Annotated in this window: 21 protein-coding genes, 1 riboswitch and 1 other annotated feature; of the genes, 8 read left to right on the plus strand and 13 right to left on the minus strand. The window is 43.9% G+C overall.

Annotated elements, in window-relative coordinates:
- Positions 1-2: 2 nt before the first annotated feature.
- The 3 genes from hisD to F0228_RS13140 form a co-directional block, all read right to left on the minus strand.
- A complete protein-coding gene (hisD, locus tag F0228_RS13130) occupies positions 3-1,304 on the minus strand; it encodes a histidinol dehydrogenase (RefSeq protein WP_105059270.1) in 1,302 nt (433 codons plus the stop codon).
- Entirely contained in the window at positions 1,304-2,200 is an 897-nt protein-coding gene (gene hisG, locus F0228_RS13135; RefSeq protein ID WP_061031761.1) for an ATP phosphoribosyltransferase, read from the minus strand. Before hisG ends, hisD begins: the two co-directional genes overlap by 1 nt.
- Before the next feature lie 53 nt (positions 2,201-2,253).
- Positions 2,254-2,390, minus strand: a sequence feature (His leader region).
- A gap of 190 nt (positions 2,391-2,580) precedes the next feature.
- On the minus strand, positions 2,581-4,173 hold the full coding sequence (locus F0228_RS13140; RefSeq protein WP_061031762.1) for a Na+/H+ antiporter NhaC family protein: 1,593 nt from the start codon (positions 4,171-4,173) through the stop codon (positions 2,581-2,583).
- A 112-nt stretch (positions 4,174-4,285) separates the two neighbouring features.
- Positions 4,286-4,463: riboswitch (Lysine riboswitch) on the minus strand.
- Between the two features lie 365 nt (positions 4,464-4,828).
- Here F0228_RS13140 and F0228_RS13145 point away from each other — a divergent pair.
- Positions 4,829-5,239, plus strand: coding sequence for an H-NS family nucleoid-associated regulatory protein (locus F0228_RS13145; protein ID WP_061031763.1), 411 nt, complete (start codon positions 4,829-4,831; stop codon positions 5,237-5,239).
- Between the two features lie 211 nt (positions 5,240-5,450).
- Here F0228_RS13145 and F0228_RS13150 read toward each other — a convergent pair whose 3' ends face one another.
- Both F0228_RS13150 and F0228_RS13155 read right to left on the minus strand, forming a co-directional pair.
- Entirely contained in the window at positions 5,451-6,755 is a 1,305-nt protein-coding gene (locus tag F0228_RS13150) for an inosine/guanosine kinase (RefSeq protein WP_061031764.1), read from the minus strand.
- 102 nt (positions 6,756-6,857) lie between these two features.
- Positions 6,858-7,127, minus strand: coding sequence for a hypothetical protein (locus F0228_RS13155; RefSeq protein ID WP_008223525.1), 270 nt, complete (start codon positions 7,125-7,127; stop codon positions 6,858-6,860).
- Positions 7,128-7,330: 203 nt separating this feature from the next.
- Between F0228_RS13155 and mnmA the strand changes: the two genes are divergently transcribed.
- The 3 genes from mnmA to purB all read left to right on the plus strand — a co-directional run bounded on the left by mnmA (position 7,331) and on the right by purB (position 10,642).
- On the plus strand, positions 7,331-8,467 hold the full coding sequence (gene mnmA / locus F0228_RS13160) for a tRNA 2-thiouridine(34) synthase MnmA (RefSeq protein ID WP_061031765.1): 1,137 nt from the start codon (positions 7,331-7,333) through the stop codon (positions 8,465-8,467).
- 43 nt (positions 8,468-8,510) lie between these two features.
- On the plus strand, positions 8,511-9,128 hold the full coding sequence (gene hflD, locus F0228_RS13165) for a high frequency lysogenization protein HflD (RefSeq protein WP_061031766.1): 618 nt from the start codon (positions 8,511-8,513) through the stop codon (positions 9,126-9,128).
- 143 nt (positions 9,129-9,271) lie between these two features.
- Positions 9,272-10,642: an adenylosuccinate lyase gene (gene purB, locus F0228_RS13170; protein ID WP_171762298.1), complete on the plus strand. Its 1,371-nt coding sequence runs from the start codon at positions 9,272-9,274 to the stop codon at positions 10,640-10,642.
- A gap of 242 nt (positions 10,643-10,884) precedes the next feature.
- Here purB and htpX read toward each other — a convergent pair whose 3' ends face one another.
- A complete protein-coding gene (gene htpX, locus F0228_RS13175; protein WP_061031768.1) occupies positions 10,885-11,748 on the minus strand; it encodes a protease HtpX in 864 nt (287 codons plus the stop codon).
- A 275-nt stretch (positions 11,749-12,023) separates the two neighbouring features.
- Between htpX and F0228_RS13180 the strand changes: the two genes are divergently transcribed.
- Positions 12,024-12,191, plus strand: a complete 168-nt coding sequence (locus F0228_RS13180; protein ID WP_162884288.1) for a hypothetical protein — start codon at positions 12,024-12,026, stop codon at positions 12,189-12,191.
- Between the two features lie 80 nt (positions 12,192-12,271).
- Here F0228_RS13180 and F0228_RS13185 read toward each other — a convergent pair whose 3' ends face one another.
- Positions 12,272-13,162 carry a LysR family transcriptional regulator gene (locus F0228_RS13185; protein WP_061031769.1) on the minus strand — a complete coding sequence of 297 codons (891 nt, stop codon included), beginning with the start codon at positions 13,160-13,162 and terminating at the stop codon, positions 12,272-12,274.
- Positions 13,163-13,259: 97 nt separating this feature from the next.
- On the opposite strand from F0228_RS13185, the gene F0228_RS13190 reads away from it, so the two are divergent.
- The gene (locus F0228_RS13190) at positions 13,260-14,648 is read left to right on the plus strand and encodes an MATE family efflux transporter (RefSeq protein WP_081090308.1); all 1,389 of its coding nucleotides are present in this window, start codon (positions 13,260-13,262) and stop codon (positions 14,646-14,648) included.
- Between the two features lie 36 nt (positions 14,649-14,684).
- On the plus strand, positions 14,685-14,906 hold the full coding sequence (locus tag F0228_RS13195; RefSeq protein ID WP_061031770.1) for a hypothetical protein: 222 nt from the start codon (positions 14,685-14,687) through the stop codon (positions 14,904-14,906).
- Between the two features lie 107 nt (positions 14,907-15,013).
- On the opposite strand, the gene bioD is transcribed toward F0228_RS13195, so the two are convergent.
- From bioD to bioB, 4 genes are read right to left on the minus strand one after another with little or no spacing between them, the layout of a single operon-like run.
- Entirely contained in the window at positions 15,014-15,697 is a 684-nt protein-coding gene (gene bioD, locus F0228_RS13200; protein WP_061031771.1) for a dethiobiotin synthase, read from the minus strand.
- Positions 15,694-16,497, minus strand: coding sequence for a malonyl-ACP O-methyltransferase BioC (gene bioC, locus F0228_RS13205; protein WP_105059268.1), 804 nt, complete (start codon positions 16,495-16,497; stop codon positions 15,694-15,696). Before bioC ends, bioD begins: the two co-directional genes overlap by 4 nt.
- Entirely contained in the window at positions 16,498-17,673 is a 1,176-nt protein-coding gene (gene bioF, locus F0228_RS13210) for an 8-amino-7-oxononanoate synthase (RefSeq protein WP_061031773.1), read from the minus strand.
- On the minus strand, positions 17,660-18,712 hold the full coding sequence (bioB, locus tag F0228_RS13215; protein WP_061031774.1) for a biotin synthase BioB: 1,053 nt from the start codon (positions 18,710-18,712) through the stop codon (positions 17,660-17,662). The genes bioF and bioB overlap by 14 nt, the downstream gene beginning before the upstream one ends.
- A gap of 159 nt (positions 18,713-18,871) precedes the next feature.
- On the opposite strand from bioB, the gene bioA reads away from it, so the two are divergent.
- Complete coding sequence (gene bioA, locus F0228_RS13220) at positions 18,872-20,152, plus strand: adenosylmethionine--8-amino-7-oxononanoate transaminase (protein WP_061031775.1); 1,281 nt, start codon at positions 18,872-18,874, stop codon at positions 20,150-20,152.
- 133 nt (positions 20,153-20,285) lie between these two features.
- Here the strand turns inward: bioA and F0228_RS13225 are convergent, their stop codons facing one another.
- Both F0228_RS13225 and serS read right to left on the minus strand, forming a co-directional pair.
- Entirely contained in the window at positions 20,286-20,552 is a 267-nt protein-coding gene (locus F0228_RS13225; RefSeq protein WP_061031776.1) for a DksA/TraR family C4-type zinc finger protein, read from the minus strand.
- Positions 20,553-20,787: 235 nt separating this feature from the next.
- Positions 20,788-22,095, minus strand: a complete 1,308-nt coding sequence (gene serS / locus F0228_RS13230) for a serine--tRNA ligase (protein WP_004741995.1) — start codon at positions 22,093-22,095, stop codon at positions 20,788-20,790.
- Positions 22,096-22,204: the final 109 nt, after the last annotated feature.

The following is a 22,204-nucleotide window of genomic DNA, read 5'->3' on the forward strand; positions in this document are numbered from 1 at the left end:
CCTTATTTTGCTTGGTTTAACTTTTCAACTCGGATGGTCACAGCGCGTTTGTGTGCATCCAAGCCTTCGGCTTCCGCCATTGTTACTACAGTCGGAGCTAGACCTTTTAAGCCATCGGCTGTCAGTTCTTGCACCGTCATACGTTTAGAGAAATCGGCTAAACCAAGGCTAGAATACGTCTTTGTGTAACCGTAGGTCGGCAATACGTGGTTAGTACCAGAGGCATAATCACCTGCAGATTCTGGAGACCAGTCACCAAGGAAAATAGAGCCTGCATTATCTAGCAATGGCAGCAATTCTCGTGGATTCTTGGTTTGAACGATCAAGTGTTCAGGACCGTAGAAGTTCGAAATAGCAATCGCTTGAGTGATAGATTCAGCAATGATAATTAGGCTTGATGCCAACGCTTGCTGAGCGATACTCGCACGAGACAGTTCTTTCAATTGTTTTTGAACGGCTTCGGTTACTTGATCTGCAATCAATGGCGATGGTGTTACCAACACCACTTGCGAGTCAGGTCCGTGCTCCGCTTGGCTCAACAAGTCAGCCGCAATGAAGTCTGCGTCTGCCGTTTCATCAGCAATCACTAACACTTCTGATGGGCCTGCTGGCATATCAATCGCCGCGCCACGGAAGTCGTTGCTCACTTGGCGTTTCGCTTCAGTTACGAAGGCATTACCTGGGCCGAAAATCTTATCGACTTTAGCAACGCTTTCCGTACCGTAAGCCATCGCAGCAACCGCTTGACCACCACCAACGTTGTAAACCTCATCGATCTTACAAAGCTTAGCGACGTACAAAATTTCGTCAGCGATTGGTGGAGGCGAACAAAGCACAACCTTACGACAACCTGCGATTTGAGCGGGAACACCTAACATAAGAACCGTTGACGGAAGCGGCGCACTGCCACCCGGGATGTACAGACCAACCGTGTTAATTGCACGTGTCACTTGCTCACACACAACACCTGGTTGCGTCTCAACCTTAATTGGCTGAGGTTTCTGAGCTTCATGGAACTTAGCAATATTGCTGTAAGCTTGTTCTAACGCCTGCTTCATTTCTGGAGTTAAACGAGCGCTCGCTTCTTCAATCTCATCCGAGCTCACTCGAATTGATTTTGGAGTCACGCGGTCAAACTTCTCAGTCAGTTCTTTAAGCGCGGCATCACCCTCATTTCGTACTTTTGCAATAACATCAGAAACTGTCGCTGTGATGTTTGCACCTTCAGTAATAGCGGGACGCTCTAATACCGAGTCTTGCTGTGACTCACTTAAAGATTGCCAAACAACGGTTCTCATCGTCATTACCCCATCATTTTTTCGATTGGTAGTACTAGAATCGAGCTAGCGCCCAACTCTTTCAGCTGTTCCATCGTTTCCCAGAACAAGTTCTCTGTACTTACTAGGTGAACAGCAACTTTATCTTTGTCCGTTGACAGTGGCAGAACCGTTGGATCTTCAGCACCAGGCAGTAGTGCTTTGATTTGCTCCAGCTGAGACGTTGGCGCGTGTAGCATGATGTACTTCGACTCTTTCGCTTGTTGAACACCCTGCATACGAGTCAGTAGTTTTTCAATCAATGCTGTTTTGTCTGCGTCGAATTCACCAGTACGTTGAATCAAGGTCGCTTTAGATTGGAAAATCACTTCCGCTTCTTTTAGGCCGTTTGCTTCTAGCGTCGCACCAGTAGAAACCAAGTCCGCGATTGCGTCAGCAAGGCCAGCGCGAGGAGCTACTTCAACCGAGCCTGTTAGCATACAAGTGCTGAAATCAACACCCTGCTCGTCCATGTAGGCTTTAAGTAGTTGTGGGTAGGTTGTTGCAATACGCTTGCCCGCTAGATCTTGTGGGCCGTTGTACTCTTCATCTTTGTTAATTGCGATAGATAAACGGCAGCCACCGAAATCTAGACGACGTAGTGTTTCGAACTCTGCTGGCTCTTTAAGAGCAAGGCGATCTAGACGAACTTCTTCAAGCTCATTTTCACCGATAAAACCAAGGTCAACCACACCGTCCATGATAAGACCTGGGATGTCGTCATCACGAACTAATAGCAGGTCAATTGGCATATTTAGTGAATGAACCACTAGGCGCTCACCCATGATGTTAAATTTAACACCACATTTTTTTAGTAGGTCTTGGCACTCTTTACTTAAGCGACCTTTCTTTTGAATTGCGATTCTTAGGCGTTGTGTCTGCATTGCTGTATCCCTGTGCAAATATTTGAATTTATTGATTATTTAAAAGCGCTAAAACTAAAAAACCCTCGGAAGACTCTGTCATCCCGAGGGTTTAAATCTAAATTCTTTTGACTTAACCTCCGGGAGTAATCTTGCTCCCGGGTATACGTAAATCTCCCCGAAAGACTAGATAGGGTGATGATGGTGATGAATGTTCATTACTAATTTACGCATACTTATCAGCTCTTAGGTTGTTTGCTGTCTTGTCTCCACACTAACTAAGGTAAGATCCTTTTTCAACCATTTATTCGAACTTTTTTCACGAAACTTAAAATTAAATTAACAGGCATAAAAAAGGGAGGCCAACGCCTCCCTGATAGTTTACTGATTAACTTTCGTTTTTAGCTTTTACATGTCGCCATTTTGCAACGAGAGAAATAAGCCAGAGCGAAACATACAGCTACGAACGTTAGTGCTGCAGCGCTGAATGCGATACCAATAGAAGCTGTCATACCTAAGGTAATAAAGCCAATACACGATACAAATGCGACTGAAAGCGCGTACGGAAGCTGTGTCGATACGTGGTCGATGTGGTTACAACGAGCACCAGTAGAAGACAGAATCGTCGTATCAGAGATTGGAGAACAGTGGTCACCAAATACTGCACCCGCTAGAACCGCACTTAACATAGGAAGAATCAGTGCGATATCCGATGCTGCTGCCATGTCACCTGCGATAGGTAGCATGATACCGAACGTACCCCATGAAGTACCTGTTGAGAACGCCATAACGCCCGCTAGAAGGAACAAGATAACTGGTAGCCAGTGGTAATCGATGCTGCCCGTTACTAGAGATGATAGGTACGAACCTGTTTTCATGTCGCCGATTACAGAACCGATAGTCCATGCGAACACAAGGATTAGGATTGCGCCAAACATAGAGCTTGCACCAATCCACATTGTTCTTGCGATATCGGCCATAGATAGCTTTTGCTTGAATACTGTCGCTAGTGCTACTAGTAAGCCGATAACACCACCGTAAACAAGAGATTTACCAACATCTGTATTTTCGAATGCACCAAGTAGGTTAAACGCTTGACCATCAGCAGCTAACGCCTGACCGCCTGTGTAAAGCATCGCAGCTACAGTCGCTACGATCAATGAAACGATCGGCATGATTAGGTCAGAAACAGAACCGTTCTCGCTCTCTTCGATATCTAGCTCTTCGTTTAGATCGTGAGCTTGCTGGCTATCGTTGTCACCTTCAAAACCACGGCCTTGAGACGCTTCGATCTCGTGATCGCGCATCTTACCAACATCTAGACCGAACCACGCCACTGCGAACACCATAAGAAGTGCAAATACCGCATAAAAGTTCATTGGAATTAGACGAACGTAAGCGCCGAGAGCTGAATACTCAGTCACACCGTGTGTTACTAGGATGCCACCAATAATAGTAATGATGTAAGCACCCCAACTAGAAGCTGGCATGATCACACACATAGGAGCTGCAGTAGAATCAAGAATATAAGCTAGCTTAGCGCGAGATACGTAGAAACGGTCTGTAACAGGACGAGAGATTGCACCCACTGCCAAGCTGTTGAAGTAATCATCAACAAAGATGAATACACCTAAAAATGCAGCAAGCAGTTTTGAACCACGCTTGCTCTTAACTCGAGATTGAGCCCACTCAGCGAATGCACGAGTACCACCAGAAAGCGTTAATAGCGCTGTTGTCATTCCAAGAATAATTAGGAAAGCAATGATGCTCATGTTCCAAGTATTGATACCACCATCTTCGATGAAAACACCAGATGCTTTAGTAAATACGTAGCTAGCGGCATTACCTACTGAATAGTCAGCCAGCAAGATGGCACCCATAACGATACCGACACCCAAAGAAACCAATACACGGCGGGTAACAATAGCAAGGCTTAAAGCCACAAGTGGCGGAAGCAAAGATAAAGGAGATGTTGCAAAATCTATTAAATTCATGATCTTCAAAAACCAGTTTTTTATTTGGCTAGAGATCTACTGCAGACAAACTTGATACGGCTGACCAAGTTCATGTTGAACTAAGCGAAAGGGAAGTGAACACTTCACCCAACCCTACAGTAGCGCTCCATAGTTTAAAATTAAGACTATGGCAGTGTTGTACCTATTGAGCACAACCCCAGCAAATTGCTTAGATATACAATTTACTTCGGCAATTACACCTTTCATTCCCGTTCATTGGCATCACCCCAACGAAAACTACTTTTTATAATTGCACCTCTACGTGCGACAACATTATTAACCAATCAAACAATAGTTTAACAAATGATTAACCAAAGCATCGCATCAGGTAGCCGCAATTGTACCCATCAAGAGCAACAATGCAACATATCATTCCGAGAAAAAGCAGCTTTTTATTTATGAACTAATCAACCTAAGAGTAGTCAACATAAGGTAATTACTCCACCAGTCACATATCAGTTTTTAAGATAATCTTAATATCTATTATAAATTCAATAGAAAGGTGCATGGAAATTTTCAACTATTCATCTCACTTTTATATTTAAATATGTAATAGAAGAAATACTATTTGTTTTATTCCTAAGCTCTGTTTATTATTAGGTGGATTATTTAGTTTACCTTGATGGAAAATATCATGTCTGAATTAACAAAAACTCTATTAAATATCCGTAGCCTTCGCGCATTCTCACGTGAATTAACTCTTGAGCAATTAGAAGAAGCGCTAGACAAGCTAACTATTGTTGTACAAGAGCGTCAAGAGTCTGAAGCTGAAGAACGTGCAGCAAAAGCAGCACAAGAAGCTAAACTTTCTGCTATTGCTGAGCAAATTGCAAAAGACGGAATTGATGTTGCTGATCTTATTGCTGCACTTTCTGGTGAAGCAAAATCTAAAACAACAAAAGCAAAACGCGCTCCTCGCCCAGCTAAATACAAATACGTAGACGCAAACGGTGACGAGAAAACTTGGACAGGCCAAGGTCGTACGCCTTCAGCTATCCAAGAACAACTAGATGCTGGTAAATCTCTGGAAGATTTCGCTATCTAAGCGTTTAGTTTGCAGAGTGAGTAATCCAATTACCTACTAAGCAATAGAATTAATATTTAAGTCGACCAAAGTATTATTTACGGCTTCAATATATTCAGAAACAAAAAAGGCTCCTTTCGGAGCCTTTTTTATATTTTGTTACTCTTCAATGTTTTTTATAAACATAGATGCGCATTTGATAAACTCATGCGCACCAGATAAACAAAATCTCTTATCTTTCCCAGTACGCTTCTTCTAGGCTGTCTTCTCTTTCAGGAAGGCCGCGAGATAAACGTGGAGAGTGCTGAACTAATACTTCGTAACTTGCACGGTTTGAGTATTTACAAACTTGTGAGAAAGAAGAATATGTCAGGAATGAATGTTGGTGCTTGCTTGAGTTTGGCACGTTTTCTTTGTGGTACTTATTCGCAGCCATATCATGCAATAAAGCCGATAAAGCAGCATCACCAGCACCATTAGTATTTTTGATCTTTTCTGGACCGCCCATATAAGGAGCAATATGTGAATAAACTTTCGTTGGGTTTTCACATAGATCTTTATGAGCCGGACGACTAAATTCGTAACGGTTGAATTCGGCAATTGAACCAGGAAGCAAAGGCAGTGATGTTTCACGCTTCGCTGCATCTTCTGTGTAACCCGCCATAAATAAGCCAACAGGACCTGCTGTACATAATACTAGGTCTACCCAGTCTAGCGCTTTATCAGAGGCAGCTAGTGGATCGCTTTCGCCAGTTAAAGCTTCAGCTTCGTCTTCATTCATTGCAACAACAGTTACGTGTTGCTCTAAGAAATCTTTCCAGAATTCAGGATCGTCTTGAATAACAAATTTCGTACCCAGTGTTAAAACAACAGGCACATCGTATTTCTTCGCGTATTCGATCGCTTTCATTGTTGCTTCAGGCATAGGGTCACCTGGTTTACAACGAACTAAATAAGCAGTTAATACTAAAGCAGAAGCACTTTTGAAAATCTTTTCAGGAATACTTTCTGGATTTAGTTGGTTCATTTGACCTTCGCTAATTGCGAAAGTACGTTCACCGTCTTCAGTAATTAATGCAAAGCAGCGACCAATTGCGCCATCTACCCCTTGTAAATGGTTCAAATCCATTCTGCTTGATGTATTACATAAATAGCGGTAACCATAACTACCGATTTTAATATCTTGGCTCATTACGCCCAGCAGTGTTGAGCGGTCATCCGCCAGGACTGAATAGTTGTGTAATGTATTACCAATAGTGCCACCAGCATATTCATTGGTAATTAAGCACTGTTCTTTGAGTTCTTGATATAAAGACTCAGCCGCTTCATCACCGATAACCAGTGAGTGTCCCTTACTTAAACCGTACTTCTCAATAAGTTCAGAACTCACTTTTGCTTCAATATCCACCAAAGTTTGGTCAATACCGATAATATGAGTACGTGACATTCTTTTACTGCTTTGAGCTTGGCTCACTAATGGATCACGAGCGTGAACCGGAAAATAGTGCTTTGATTTACGTTGTCCAGGGAATTTCATAGGGCTAGTCTAAGTCAAGGGGAAATAGGTGGCGGATTCTACCGCGCTATATTTAACGCGGCAATCATTCAAACTATAGCAAACGTTTGCTGAGCTATTTTTTTATTCGCCTTCCATAAAGCTTAAATCAGGCAGCATCTCTAAATGCTCGGCATAACGCTTTTGGTTAAACTCTGCGCCATTTTTCATTACGTCAAATACTTCAACGGCAAGTGCACATGCCATTGCTGCAATTGCATCTTCACGCGGTGTGCCTGTCATCATCAGACGCATTAACGTCTCTTTTACCTTAATTGGCTGGCCGTCTTCTAGCTGATTTTCAATAATTTCAATCAACTGCTCTTCTTGCATAAATTCGTTTTGTTCAGACATTTTTTTATCTCAGGTCTTGGATTTCGAGCGACTATGCCACATATACTTCTGACATCCTAGCGACTCACCTCGCTCTCATGCGATTCCTAACAAACTCAGCGCACTATTTGTGCAAATGAAACTGTGATTCCGGTCTCGGATCTGTCACGGCGTTTCTCTTTCTGTTAGAATCTGCGACCAAGTAATAGTAACGGTGTTTAGACATGTCAGATATCAGCTCTGGAAACAGCGAAAAGAAAGTAATTGTCGGTATGTCCGGCGGTGTAGATTCGTCAGTATCGGCGTATCTTCTTCAGCAACAAGGCTATCAGGTAGAAGGCCTTTTCATGAAAAACTGGGAAGAAGACGATAACGAAGAATACTGCACAGCAGCTGAAGATCTTGCTGATGCTCAAGCGGTATGTGACAAACTAGGTATCCACCTTCACACTATCAACTTTGCTGCAGAATACTGGGACAACGTATTTGAATACTTCCTTGCGGAATACAAAGCAGGCCGTACGCCTAACCCAGATATTCTTTGTAACAAAGAAATCAAATTCAAAGCATTCTTAGAGTTTGCCGATGAAGTACTAGACGCAGACTACATTGCGATGGGTCACTATGTTCGTCGTACTTTCCCGACTCAAGAAGAACTAGAGGCTGGCGTTAAACCAGAAATGCTACGCGGTCTAGACAGCAACAAAGACCAAAGCTACTTCCTTTACACACTAAGCTCAGATCAAGTTGCGCGCAGCCTATTCCCAGTTGGTGAACTAGAGAAGCCTGAAGTTCGACGCATTGCTGAAGAGCAAGACTTAATCACCGCGAAGAAGAAAGATTCGACAGGTATCTGTTTTATCGGTGAGCGTAAGTTCACAGAGTTCCTTGGCAAATACCTACCAGCACAACCAGGTGATATCGAAACACCAGAAGGTAAAGTGATTGGTAAACACAACGGTCTGATGTACCACACATTGGGTCAGCGTAAAGGCCTTCACATTGGTGGTACCAAAGGCGGTGGCGGTAACGAAGACCCATGGTTTGTTGGCGAAAAAGACCTTAAACGTAATGTTCTGATTGCCGTACAAGGTAAGGATCACCCACTTCTAAAATCAGAAGGTTTGATCGCTTCTCAGCTTCATTGGGTAAATCGCACACCAATTACTGAAGTTATGACATGCACGGTAAAAACACGTTACCGTCAAACCGATATTCCTTGTACAATCATCCCAATTGATGACGAGAACATTAAGGTTATTTTTGACGAGCCACAAATCGCAGTGACCCCTGGTCAGTCTGCAGTATTCTACCAAGATGACGTATGTCTTGGTGGTGGTATCATCGAAAAACGCATCTAACTGATCGAACGACAAACGATAGAAGACAACTAGGAGTTACTACGTGGCTAATACACTTTATGACCGTACCATTGCTTTCGCCGGAATTTGCCAAGCTGTGGCTTTGGTTCAACAAGTAGCGAAAGACGGCCATTGTGATAAAGATGCCTTCGAAGCTTCACTCAGTGCTATTTTGAACACTAACCCAGCGAACACTGTGGGTGTTTTTGGGCGTGAAGCTAACCTAAAACTTGGGCTTGAGTGCCTAGTAAAAGGTATCGATAGTACTCCTGCTGGTAGCGATATTACTCGTTACATCATCAGCTTAATGGCGCTTGAACGTAAGCTATCATCTCGCAACGATTCTATGTCTCAGCTTGGTGACCGCATTCAAACAGCAGAGCGCCAGAGTGAACATTTCGACTTGTTTGATGAACAAATGATCAGCAACCTAGCGAGCATCTACCTTGATGTTGTAAGCCCAATCGGCCCTCGTATTCAGGTTTCTGGTACACCAGCGGTACTTCAACAAACCTCGAGCCAACACAAGGTTCGCGCCCTACTACTCTCAGGGATTCGAAGTGCTGTTCTATGGCGTCAAGTTGGCGGCAAACGTCGTCACCTTATCTTCGGTCGCAAGAAGATGATCGAGCAGGCTCAAATCCTATTAGCTCGAATGTAACTTATTAGCTCGCGCCTCGTCGCGAGCTTGTTTTTTGTATCAATACAACTCTCACGCAAACGTTTGCGCAATGTGCGTGACAATTGAGATTGTTACTGGTATAAACCTCTCAAAATTTAGAAAACTCAATTCAGGAGAACACCATGGAACTGTCAGCATTGACTGCTGTTTCACCAGTAGACGGCCGTTACGGAAGTAAGACTATTGCATTACGCAGCATCTTTAGTGAGTTTGGCCTACTAAAGTACCGCTCTATCGTTGAAATTCGTTGGTTACAAAAGCTTGCAGCTACTGATGCAATCAAAGAAGTACCAGCGTTCAGTGCAGAAGCTAACCAGTTTCTTGATGAACTAGCCGCTAACTTCAGCGAAGAAGACGCTCAACGTATCAAAGAGATCGAGCGCACAACAAACCACGACGTGAAAGCCGTAGAATACTTCTTGAAAGAGAAAGTAGCAGGCGTTCCTGAGCTTCACGCTGTAAACGAATTCATTCACTTTGCATGTACTTCTGAAGACATCAACAACACGTCTCACGCACTTATGCTAAAAGAAGCTCGTGACGAAGTTGTTCTTCCAGAGATCCGCAACGTAATCGACGCAATCAAAGCGCTTGCGAACGAATACCGCGACATTCCTCTTCTTTCTCGTACACACGGTCAGCCTGCTTCTCCTTCTACTATGGGTAAAGAGATGGCGAACGTTGCGTACCGTATGGAACGTCAATACAAGCAAATCGAAAACGTTGAGATCCTAGCGAAAATCAACGGCGCTGTTGGTAACTACAACGCACACCTTTCTGCATACCCAGAAGTAGATTGGCACCAGTTCTCAGAAGAGTTCATCACTGAATCTCTTGGCGTAACTTGGAACCCATACACAACTCAAATCGAACCTCACGATTACATCGCAGAGCTATTCGACGCGATCGCTCGTTTCAACACTATCCTTCTAGACTTCGACCGTGACGTTTGGGGCTACATTGCTCTTGGTCACTTCAAGCAGAAGACGATTGCTGGTGAAATCGGCTCATCTACCATGCCGCACAAAGTTAACCCAATTGACTTCGAAAACTCAGAAGGCAACCTTGGTCTAGCTAACGCTGTATTTGGCCACCTAGCACAGAAACTACCAGTTTCTCGCTGGCAACGTGACCTAACTGACTCTACGGTTCTTCGTAACCTAGGTGTTGGTGTTGGCTACGCAATCATTGCATACACTTCAACTCTGAAAGGTATTAGCAAGCTAGAAGTTAACCGCGAGGCACTACTTGCTGAACTAGACAAGAACTGGGAAGTTCTTGCTGAACCAGTACAAACAGTAATGCGTCGTTACGGCATCGAGAAGCCATACGAGAAGCTAAAAGAGCTAACTCGTGGTAAGCGTGTAGATGGCGAAGGCATGCGCGCATTCATCGACGGCCTAGAGATCCCTGAAGACGAGAAAGTTCGTCTGAAAGAGATGACTCCAGCGAACTACATCGGTCAAGCTGTCGAGCTAACTGACAAGCTGTAATTTTCGAATTTCGAATTGCAGAATAGACTAAGGCTTCCCATGTGGAAGCCTTTTTATTACGTGCAATAACATGCCCAGACACAGACTTACCAAACAAGAACACAAACCCTACCTGTCACCTCACTTTGATCGACCTAAGCTCTCAGAATAGGCAAACCACATTCCTTCCTATCGCCACTTAAACCACGATCAAAAAAGGCTCCCCGTAGGAAGCCTTTAGCACTCTCTCAATATATTAGAGATTACATGTTACGTAGAGAAGCAATACGCTTATCAAGCGGTGGGTGGCTCATTAGAAGCTCTGTTAGAGAACGTTTACCGTTGATACCAAATGCCATCATAGAACCCTCTAGTTGTGGCTCGTGGCTCACCTTTAGACGCTCTAGTGCAGCAATCATCTTCTCTTTACCTACCAAGTGCGCTGCACCTGCATCAGCATGGAATTCACGATGACGGCTGTACCACATGGTGATGAAGCTCGCTAAGAAACCAAATACCAACTCCAACACCATAGACACACCGAAGTAGACCATCATGTTGCTACCACCCTCTTCTTCGTTGTCGTTCGACGCCACAATGTTAGCAATGAAACGAGAAAGGAAGATAACGAACGTGTTCACAACACCTTGCATTAGCGTCATTGTCACCATGTCGCCGTTTGCGATGTGGCTAACTTCGTGAGCCAATACCGCTTCAGCTTCATCACGCGTCATGTTGTGTAGCAGGCCTGTTGATACTGCGACCAATGAATCGTCGCGCTTAGCGCCAGTTGCAAATGCGTTGATGTCTGGCGAATCGTAGATCGCCACTGTCGGCATACCAATACCAACTTGTTGAGCTTGACGGCTTACCGTCTCCATCAACCAGTGTTCTGTTTCGTTGCGTGGGCTTTCAATCACCATACCGCCAACAGAACGAAGTGCCATTTTCTTTGACATCATTAGTGAGATGAATGAGCCGCCGAAACCGAATACCGCAGCCATCACCAACAAGCCTGAGAGGCTACCTGGTTGCATACCTGTGACTGCGTATACAATATTAAGAACAACACTTAGTACCAATACAACCGCAAGGTTGGTTGCAAGGAACAACATTACTCGCTTCATTACTTATCTCCGCATGAAAGCTGTTTTTATCAAACTTATTGTTATAGACAAGGCAGACAGCAATTGATTCCAACCTTGACGACTTATACTTACTTATACATATAGTCTTAGATTAAGAAAACAAGGTTAAGCATTAAATTGAAACATTTGATTACGGGAGTAGCGCAATTTGCACTCGTCCATTAGACCTAAGTAGTATGGTCTACCTCTATCGTTCAGTTTAGAGTGTTAATCAATTAATGATTGGCTAGTTCATGTAACAAAAGGAAAGGATCATGGTTGAAGGTACTAACACTCAAATGGCTATCGATTTACTGTGCTGTCACCTGGGGATTACTGAAGAAGAAGCGAAAAAACAGATCGGTATTCTTACGCCAGAGGCTGCGCAGACAAACATCACAGAGACACAACAAGCACTAATGGGACTTACAAAAGAACATTGATCCCAAGCTTAACTCTACACAGGCTTAAAATAGCAAAAGGGCTGCAATCGCAGCCTTTTTTCTATTTACCCATAGTAACATTAATTGAAATATCGCTTAGCCAACAAATCACACTCATTTCGAAGAGCTTTAATAAATGGGTCACTTTCTAACTCAATGGTATGAAACAAGCTAAAGGGGACTTTCAAATCATTGCTTAGCAAACTCGTCTCTTTCTTTTCTATATCGCCCTTCTTAACAGCCCCTTCAGCAGTTCGATTAGGCAATAGTGCCCATCCTTGGTCTTGAAGCAGCTGTATGATTAAATCGCTACTACTAACAATACGCGTGCTATATGAAAACGCTTTTATAACGCCCTCTGCTTTCAATGCGTTTTCACTCAGATATTGGATTTCCAACTGAGCATCTTCAAGATCAAAAGTAGGTTTATGCGCCAACGAAGTATCGCTCCCAACATATACACCATAATCAATATACCCAAGGTGTTGGAAGTGAGCTGGAAATCCTAGGGAAATAGCGCCTCTAGTCGGGAAAATAGCAAAATCGAGTGCACCACATTTCAGCTCATCAAGGCCAACCTCACGATTTCTCGCCAACCAGTTAATACTCACTAATGGAAAGCATTTAGTTGCCCATAACTCGACACTCTTCAAAAAACCAAATGGAAAATCGACATCATAACCAATATTAAAATGTGTTCTCGACGCAGAGAATAAGAATTGACTCACTTCGGCCAACTTGCTCTCCTGTCTAATCACCAGAATCGCATGTGGATACAGTTTTTCTGCCGCAAATGTTGCTACTGCCTTTCTTCCTACGATATTAAAAAGAGCGTAACCTAAAGCATCTTCGTAAGACTTCACCAATTCCCTAACCGTTGTACGATCTTTATTTAAAGATCGTCCGGCTCCGCTAAAGGAGTGGTTCTCGTAAACAGCAATAAAAGCTCGCAGTTGTTCCAACGTATGCATAAAACACCTTTTGAACGCCTAACCCCATCATAAGTGATTTTTAAGAGTGTGAAATTCCTAGCATAATTGCTAGCAGTATTTCTTACTTGTTAGTGCTATGACTCCCAAAAAAAGATCAATAACTTCAAACCCACTGGTGCAATTTAATGCCCCACTCTTAAAGCAGCTTTTTGCTCTCGCACTCCCTATAACGCTACAAAGTATCTTTTTTTCTAGCAAAGGAGTGATTGACCTAATCATGATTGGTCAATTGAGCGAGAACGATATTGCAGCGGCAGGTGTCTCTAGCCGAGCCTTATTTGTTGCTACCATCATTCTCTCCGGTGTGACAACGGCTGGCGCTATCTTAATTGCTCAGTACTTTGGGAAAAAGGACGACCAAGGAACCAAAAGAAGTACTGCATTGACTTGGTTGCTATCAAGCCTGCTTGCACTAATGCCTTTCGGTGCTCTAGCACTGGCAAATTCACAAGTTATGGGTCTATCTTCCAATAACGTCGAAGTGCAAGCTCTGGGCTCTCAATATCTATTTATTACCAGCTTTAGCTTATTTTGCGTGGCATTTACTGGCAGTATCGCCGCGTACCTACGCTCAGTACACCAAGCTTCAATCAGTTTATATCTAAGCAGTCTTGGTATCATTCTCAATATATTGCTCAACTGGGTATTGATATTTGGACACTTCGGCGCACCTCAGATGGGATTAAAGGGGGCTGCAGTTGCCACGTTAATCAGTAGCTTGCTCGAAGTGGCAATAACGATCATTTACCTGAAACTGAATAAAAATGTAGTTTTGTTTAACCTGTCAGATATAAGACAAGCACTGCTGTTTTCTCATGTCAAACAGCTTACTCGTTTGGCTCTCCCTACCACTATCAACTTTGCCTTATGGGCCGGGGGCTTATTCGCTTACACCTCCATCATGGGGCGTTCTAGCGATGAAGGGCTGATAGTCTTGTCGATCATTACTCCAATTGAAGCCTTCTCTCTTAGCTTTTTAATCGGAATTGCAAATGCTTCGGCAGTTATTGTTGGTAACCACATCGGTGCAAAAGACTTTGATTCGGCATACCGCCACGCCATTATGATCACTGTGATCGCATTCATGGTTACTTTGTGTGTGTCATTATCGCTGTATGCACTAAAAGACACGATTCTCGCTCTCTTCACTTCCTTGGAAGCAACAACTATAGAGCTAGCAAATAAATTCTATGGGATTTTGTGCTTAGGAATTATTTTGCGCTCACTCCCAACAACCATGGTCGTTGGCGTGCTACGAGCTGGAGGTGATGTGAAATTTTGCTTATACCAAGACCTAATCACTCAATGGTGTTTTGGTATCCCTTTAGCCGCAATAGGCGCTTTACTGATGGGGTTGAGTCCGGAGTGGGTTTTCGCGCTTTTCTTTTTGGAAACTCTGTTTAAGTGGTTCGCTTGTATCTATCGATTTCGAAGTAAGCGTTGGTTTAACTACTTAGCTCAATAGACACGATTTACCTATACAAAAATTAAGAGACTAAAAATGAATATAATTACTTTGTATGAAGCCTACGGCGTCACCATCGCGACCTTACTTTTCATCGCCATTTATATATTTATCCATGTTAAGTACATTAGGCATCATGCTGCTCACAAACGATTCCTTGAGGCTTTGTGGGCATTAATGAAAAACACCATTCACGGTGAGCATATTCGCACCATGGGCTATAAGCCAGATGATAAAAAAGAAGATAGGAAAGTTTAGCCCTGCATACAAAAAAACCGAGTGAATAGATTCCACTCGGTTTTCATGAAATCAGTACGCAGAAACGATTAGAAATCGAAATATTCTCTACAAACCAAGATCAGCTGTTAAAGATTCAGTAGAGGTGCTACATCAATGTACTTACCAATATTCTTAGACTTCGCTTTTGGTACGTAAGGGATTTCACCTAACTTTGGTGCACCTAGCTTATCTTCAAGCATCGCAATAATATCCGCGTAATGTTCAGTGCCTGGATTAATACGGTTAGCCACCCAACCTACTAGGTTTAAGCCGTCAGCACGAATCGCTTCAGCAGTTAGCAGCGCATGGCTCAAGCAACCCAGCTTAATACCAACCGTCAATACAACTGGAAGCTGCTCTTTTTTAACCCAACTAGACAAGTATTCGTCATCTGAAACCGGTACACGCCAGCCACCAGCACCTTCAACTAGAACGATGTCAGAGTTTTGCTTATGCTCGTCTAGTTTCGCCGATAATACCGCTTCATCAATCACGACACCGTCATGCTTGGCTGCGATGTGAGGTGATGATGGTAGTAACAATGCGTATGGGTTAACGTCTTCGTAAGCAATATCTTGCGTCGCCGCTTCTTGAAGATGCAGCGCGTCGCTGTTACGCAACCCTTCAGGGTACTTTTCACACCCTGCAGCAACTGGCTTATAACCAATTGTTGATAAATCTTGTGCGGCCAAAGCTTGAAGAATCGCTTTTGAAACCACAGTTTTTCCCACTTCGGTATCCGTACCTGCAATGAATACTGCATCAATCATAATTGAATAACCCCTAAACAAACTTGATATGTTGCTGGTAAGAAACCTTGATGGTTTTTAAACTCTCGATATTCCCGTTCAACAAGCTGCAACATGCGACGACTTGTTAAACCTTGTGAGCGACCACTTACGTGATTAGCGCCGATACCTTTAAGGTCGCGCATCAGTTCAAATGAAGTGTCGTACCAAACGGTGATGGTGGGCAAGTCTAGTTGATGAACCGTACAGCTAGATTGCGCTAACGCAATTTTTACCTGATTGATTGTAATAAAATGGTTAACGTGTTGATGTGCGTCAATTTTGCTCCATGACTTTTCTAACTCAAACAGTGATCCATCGAGCAAAGTTGAGAAAATAACCCGCCCACCCGCTACAGTCACACGCTTCATCTCCTTCAACGGTGACGATAAATCGTCACACCATTGCAAAGCTAAGCTCGAAAAAACAATGTCAAAGCTTCCATTTGCAAACGGCAATTGTTCGGCATCAGCTTGCTGATATAAAGAGACGGCAGAACCACAACGCTGCTTTGCCTTCTCTAGCATTCCAATAGAGAGATCGGCACAAACCACTTCTGCACCACGATTCAACAATTGCTCTGAAAAATAGCCCGTCCCGCAACCAAGATCGAGCACCTTAACACCAGAAAGATCGTTTGGTAGCTTATCCAGCAATCGGTGACCAACATCGCGCTGAAACTCAGCGTGTTTATCATAGGTAGTTGCTGCCTTACCAAACGCTTCGGCAATTGCACTTTTGTCTTGGCCTAGGTATTCATGCACTACTGCTTCTTGTGACATTTACTGAGCCTCTTCCTTTAATACAGGTCTGGATTCGATAGCTTTAAGTAACAAACTGCTTAACTGGCTAACCTGTTTTTGAGTGTGATTGGCAGTTAATGTGATTCTCAAACGAGCTGTTCCTGCTGGTACAGTTGGCGGCCTGATTGCTGTCACCCAAATCTGATTATTTTTTAACTCATCTGCGACCGATAATGTCGTCTGTGCTTCGCCTATCACCAATGGCTTAATCGGAGTCTTGGTATCAACAAAGCCCGGTACGCATTTCATCTGCTCCGCATAATGAGCACTTAACTCTGTCAGTTTCTCTCTGCGCCACTCTTGGGTTTGAATCATCTGACAAGCATGCGACAAAGCGACAGCCTGTGAGGGCGGCATTGCCGTCGAATAGACATGATGACGTGCAAACTGGGTTAAGTAATCACCCACCTCGGCTGAACATAGAATCGCAGCACCGGAGAGACCAAATGCTTTACCGAAGGTCACCACCAAAATATCAGGTGTGATTTGCGCAGCATTGCAGCTTCCTGCCCCTCTGTCGCCTAATACACCGATGCCATGAGCGTCATCAACCGCCAACCAACTGTCGTGTCGATTGGTCAAGCAAGACATGATATCGAGAGGGGCTTGGTCACCATCCATGCTGAAAACGCCTTCCGTCACGACTAACGATTGGGGAGAACGGCTTAGTAACGACTCAAGGTGCTGCACATCGTTGTGCTTAAAGCGTTTCATTGTGGCAGGAGAAAGTACACCCGCTTCCATCAAAGAGGCGTGATTAAGCTTGTCTTGTAGCAAGACGTCATCTTTCTCGAGCAAAGAAAACAACAGGGCTTGATTAGCGCTGAATCCAGAACTAAAAAGAATGGCACGTTCGAAGCCAAGCCACCCACACAGCTGAGCTTCTAGGTTTCGATGAGCTGGGCTAAACCCGGTGACTAATGGCGACGCTGCACTGCCAGCGCCATACTGAGACAACCCGTTTTGCCATGCTTCGACCAACTCAGGATCGTTCGCCAGTCCCAAATAGTCATTACTCGAAAAGTTTATGAAGGATGAACCTTCACTACTAAGCAATGGACCATTACTGTTTTCAAGCACCTTGAGTTGACGAGTTAACCCTTGCTCACGGCGATGAACAAGGGCTTCTTCAATGCGAGATTTAAACCGTGGCATCGTAGAACATGTCATCTTTCGTAGGGCGAGCTGCAACGCGCTCCACCACTTGATCTAACAGTTCGTTTTCTTGAATTTCATCTGGCTTTTGAGCCACTTCTCGGCTGTTGATACCCAACTTTTTGAACAGCTGCATATCTGTATCTTCATCCGGGTTTGGCGTAGTCAGTAGCTTACAGCCATAGAAGATAGAGTTTGCACCCGCCATGAAACACATCGCTTGCATTTGTTCGTTCATGTTCTCACGACCTGCAGATAAACGAACCGCAGACTTAGGCATCATGATGCGAGCAATCGCGATCAATTTAATAAAGTCGAAAGACTCAACATCATCGACGTTTTCCATCGGTGTGCCTTTCACTTTAACGAGCATGTTGATAGGTACACTCTCTGGGTGTACCGGAAGGTTAGCCAGTTCAACTAGCAAGCCCGCACGGTCATTAGTGCTTTCGCCCATACCAATAATACCGCCCGAACAGATCTTCATACCTGCATCACGAACGTGAGATAGCGTGTCTAGACGATCTTGATAGGTACGAGTGGTGATAATGCTGCCATAAAACTCTGGAGAGGTATCAAGATTGTGGTTGTAGTAATCCAATCCTGCATCTGCTAACTCACCTGCTTGTTCAGGCGTTAGCATGCCAAGTGTCATACAGGTTTCTAGCCCCATACCTTTCACACCTTTAATCATATCGGTAAGGTGTGGCATATCGCGCTCTTTAGGGTTCTTCCATGCTGCCCCCATACAGAAACGTGTTGAGCCCGCATTCTTCGCTTTTTGTGCGGCATCCAGCACACGTTCAACTTCCATCAGGCGCTCTTTATCGACATCAGTTCGATAATGAGCACTTTGAGGGCAGTATTTACAATCTTCAGGACAGGCACCTGTTTTGATCGATAACAGCGTACTCACCTGCACGTGGTTGTGCTCTTGGTACTGTCTGTGAACCAGTTGTGCTTCAAACATTAAATCCATAAATGGTTTTTCAAGCAGTGCCTTTACTTCAGCGACTGTCCAGTCATGACGAACTTCCACGTGTCGATCCTTTTTTATTATTTGATGTCGCATCTCCATCAATAGAGATTGCATTTATGCTTGGCTAGTCTACCGACAAGCTTTAGACTGTCAACACATTGATAATAACAAAAGTTTACATCTGGTTATTTTTTAATCACAACAAGAACGGAAATCGTTATGGATCTCGCCTTTGATCGCCAGCATATCTGGCATCCCTACACATCAACGTTAACACCTCTGACCTGCTATCCTGTTACCAATGCAGACGGCGTTTACCTAGAACTAGAAGGCGGAAATCGAATTATTGATGGCATGTCTTCTTGGTGGTCAACGATCCACGGATACAATCACCCTGTCTTAAACGAAGCCGCACACAGCCAAATCGATAAGGTTTCACACGTCATGTTTGGTGGCATCACCCACCAGCCGGCTATCGATTTATGTAAGAAACTTCTAAAACTAGCACCAGACAATCTAGAACACGTATTTTTGGCTGATTCAGGATCAGTCGCGGTAGAAGTGAGCCTGAAAATGGCACTTCAATTTTGGCATGCGAAAGGACAACCTCGCTCTAAATTCTTAACGCTGAGAGATGGTTATCACGGTGACACGTTCGCTGCGATGTCAGTGACAGACCCCGATAACTCAATGCACAGTCTCTATAAGGGCTTTTTACCTGAGCATATTTTCGCTGAATCGCCAAAGACTGGCTTTTGGGATGATTGGAACCCAAGTGACATTGATAGTTTTCGTGAAAAGCTATCCGCACACCATGAAGAAGTCGCCGCCGTGATCTTAGAGCCAATCGTTCAGGGCGCTGGCGGTATGCGTATTTATCACCCTGAATTCTTGAAACAAGTTCGCTTGCTTTGTGATGAGTTTAACGTGCTGTTGATTTTAGATGAGATTGCGACCGGGTTTGGCCGCACAGGCAAACTGTTTGCCTGCGAGCATGCAGATATTCAACCGGATATTTTGTGTGTCGGCAAAGCTCTGACTGGTGGTTATATGACGCTCTCAGCAACACTAGCAAGCAAAGAAGTCGCGGACACCGTATGTGGAGGTGAGGCAGGTTGCTTCATGCACGGCCCGACTTTTATGGGTAACCCGTTAGCTTGTGCCGTTGGAGCAGCGAGTTTATCCCTCATAGAACAAGGCCATTGGCAAAATCAAACCCTACAAATTGAACAGCTTTTCTCTGAATTGCTGCCACCTTTGCGAGAGCATGCACTGGTTAAAGACGTTCGCTGGTTGGGCGCTATTGGTGTAGTTGAAACCCATTCACCTGTCGAGATGGAAGCTATACAAGCTCACTTTGTCGAGCAAGGTGTTTGGATTCGTCCATTTGGAAGGTTAATTTATATGATGCCTCCGTTTATTAGCGAACCACAACATATCGAGAAATTGGTCGCTGCTATCGATACTGCATTAAAAAATGCTCATTGCTTTAAATCGTAATTAAATAATGCGTTTATTGTTCTAAACAAGAGCGATGATTATTTCCGTATATCTTCAGTAATAAATCATTTAATAAAACTAAAAGGCCTTACATAAAAGTAAGGCCTTATCTATTTTGAAGATATCCGTCAGTTTAACGCAATTGACTATCTTTACTTGCTCGACGGTTAAACAATGAATGTCGATGTGCGTCATGCTCTAATAATGACTGACATTCGATACACAAACGAACGCCTTTTATCGCGAGTCGTCTTTGTTCTGGTATCTCGTCGCCACACTCATCACAATAACGCAAACTCTCACCACCTCGAAGGTTCCCTCTTACACGAGAGATCTCATCATCGATGGTGTTTTGTATTTGCTGGCTGACACTGTCGTCTCCAGCCCATCCTACGGCCATAAGCCCTCCTCAATACATAAACGAGAAAATCTTTACCTACCGCGGTAAGAGGACATTATAGCTACATATCAATTAAGTAATAATGACCAAAAATAACAAAACACTATTACACTATGGTAATAGTACTAAAATAAAAGTAGCTAAGGAATGCACCAACCTATTATTGAGGCAATAAAAAACCCAGCCAATAGGCTGGGTTTTCAATATTTTATGGACTCATTAAATCGTAAAACGATTAGCCGATGTGCGTTACGCCGCCCATGTATGGCTGAAGTACTGCTGGGATAGCAATACGGCCATCTGCTTCTTGGTTGTTCTCAAGAATCGCAACCATAGTACGACCAACAGCAAGACCAGAACCGTTTAGTGTGTGCACAAGTTCAGGTTTCTTCTCGCCTTTACGACGGAAACGAGCCTGCATACGACGAGCTTGGAAATCCCACATGTTTGAACAAGAAGAGATTTCACGGTAAGTCTCTTGTGCTGGAACCCATACTTCTAAGTCGTAAGTTTTCGCAGCGCCGAAGCCCATGTCACCAGTACATAGAACCACTTTACGGTAAGGAAGCTCTAGAAGTTGAAGTACTTTCTCAGCGTGACCTGTTAGCTCTTCAAGAGCTGCCATTGAGTCTTCTGGCTTAGTGATTTGTACTAGTTCAACTTTGTCGAATTGGTGCATACGGATAAGACCACGAGTGTCACGACCGTAAGAACCTGCTTCAGAACGGAAGCATGGTGTGTGAGCTGTCATCTTAAGTGGCAGTTCAGCTTCGTCTGTAATGGTATCGCGAACCATGTTCGTTACCGGTACTTCCGCAGTAGGGATAAGTGATAGCGTCTTAAGAGGTACGTCACTTACTTGCTCAGTTAGCGGGCTTGTGTGGAACAAGTCTTCGCCAAACTTAGGAAGTTGACCCGTGCCGTATAGGCTATCGTGGTTTACTAGGTACGGTACGTACATTTCTGTGTAGCCGTGCTCATCAGTGTGAAGGTCCAACATGAACTGAGCAATCGCACGGTGTAGACGTGCAAATTTGCCTTTCATCACGATGAAACGAGAACCTGAGATTTTTACTGCGCTAGCAAAATCAAGACCGCCAGACATTTCGCCAAGATCAACGTGATCTTTCACTTCGAAGTCGTAAGTCTTAGGTTGACCCCAACGAGAAACTTCAACGTTATCATCTTCGTCTTTACCTTCTGGCACAGACTCGTCTGGCAGGTTTGGAATAGACATAGTGATCGTTTCTAGATCAGATTGAAGCTCAGCCAATGCTGCTTTAGCTTGGTCTAATTCTGCGCCTAAGTTGCCTACTTCAGCAAGGATACGCTCAGCTTCTTCATGGTCGCCTTTTGCTTTCGCTTGACCAATGGACTTCGATCGAGAGTTACGTAACGCTTGTAGCTCTTCAGTTTTCATCTGAAGGGACTTACGCTTTTCTTCAAGTTCACGAATTGTCTCTACATCAAGGGCGAAGCCTCGACGTGCTAATTTTGCCGCTGTTTCATCCAGCTCAGCTCGAAGTAATTTAGAATCCAGCATTGCTAATCCTATGCTTTAGTTATTTGAATATTCAGTAGCTTGGCTACTGAATCACCACTAAACCCCTAAAACTGGTGCTATTTCAACCAATTTGTAACGATTTAATCTG

It is taken from the genome of Vibrio sp. 99K-1 (genome assembly GCF_013114585.1).
Classification (GTDB): Bacteria; Pseudomonadota; Gammaproteobacteria; order Enterobacterales; family Vibrionaceae; genus Vibrio; species Vibrio chagasii_B.

Bases quoted from the DNA above. Each gene is read 5' to 3' on its own strand.
- hisD (WP_105059270.1), bottom strand. From the start codon at position 1,304: ATGACGATGAGAACCGTTGTTTGGCAATCTTTAAGTGAGTCACAGCAA.
- hisG (WP_061031761.1), bottom strand. From the start codon at position 2,200: ATGCAGACACAACGCCTAAGAATCGCAATTCAAAAGAAAGGTCGCTTA.
- F0228_RS13140 (WP_061031762.1), bottom strand. From the start codon at position 4,173: ATGAATTTAATAGATTTTGCAACATCTCCTTTATCTTTGCTTCCGCCA.
- F0228_RS13145 (WP_061031763.1), top strand. From the start codon at position 4,829: ATGTCTGAATTAACAAAAACTCTATTAAATATCCGTAGCCTTCGCGCA.
- F0228_RS13150 (WP_061031764.1), bottom strand. From the start codon at position 6,755: ATGAAATTCCCTGGACAACGTAAATCAAAGCACTATTTTCCGGTTCAC.
- F0228_RS13155 (WP_008223525.1), bottom strand. From the start codon at position 7,127: ATGTCTGAACAAAACGAATTTATGCAAGAAGAGCAGTTGATTGAAATT.
- mnmA (WP_061031765.1), top strand. From the start codon at position 7,331: ATGTCAGATATCAGCTCTGGAAACAGCGAAAAGAAAGTAATTGTCGGT.
- purB (WP_171762298.1), top strand. From the start codon at position 9,272: ATGGAACTGTCAGCATTGACTGCTGTTTCACCAGTAGACGGCCGTTAC.
- htpX (WP_061031768.1), bottom strand. From the start codon at position 11,748: ATGAAGCGAGTAATGTTGTTCCTTGCAACCAACCTTGCGGTTGTATTG.
- F0228_RS13180 (WP_162884288.1), top strand. From the start codon at position 12,024: ATGGTTGAAGGTACTAACACTCAAATGGCTATCGATTTACTGTGCTGT.
- F0228_RS13185 (WP_061031769.1), bottom strand. From the start codon at position 13,162: ATGCATACGTTGGAACAACTGCGAGCTTTTATTGCTGTTTACGAGAAC.
- F0228_RS13190 (WP_081090308.1), top strand. From the start codon at position 13,260: ATGACTCCCAAAAAAAGATCAATAACTTCAAACCCACTGGTGCAATTT.
- F0228_RS13195 (WP_061031770.1), top strand. From the start codon at position 14,685: ATGAATATAATTACTTTGTATGAAGCCTACGGCGTCACCATCGCGACC.
- bioD (WP_061031771.1), bottom strand. From the start codon at position 15,697: ATGATTGATGCAGTATTCATTGCAGGTACGGATACCGAAGTGGGAAAA.
- bioC (WP_105059268.1), bottom strand. From the start codon at position 16,497: ATGTCACAAGAAGCAGTAGTGCATGAATACCTAGGCCAAGACAAAAGT.
- bioF (WP_061031773.1), bottom strand. From the start codon at position 17,673: ATGCCACGGTTTAAATCTCGCATTGAAGAAGCCCTTGTTCATCGCCGT.
- bioA (WP_061031775.1), top strand. From the start codon at position 18,872: ATGGATCTCGCCTTTGATCGCCAGCATATCTGGCATCCCTACACATCA.
- F0228_RS13225 (WP_061031776.1), bottom strand. From the start codon at position 20,552: ATGGCCGTAGGATGGGCTGGAGACGACAGTGTCAGCCAGCAAATACAA.
- serS (WP_004741995.1), bottom strand. From the start codon at position 22,095: ATGCTGGATTCTAAATTACTTCGAGCTGAGCTGGATGAAACAGCGGCA.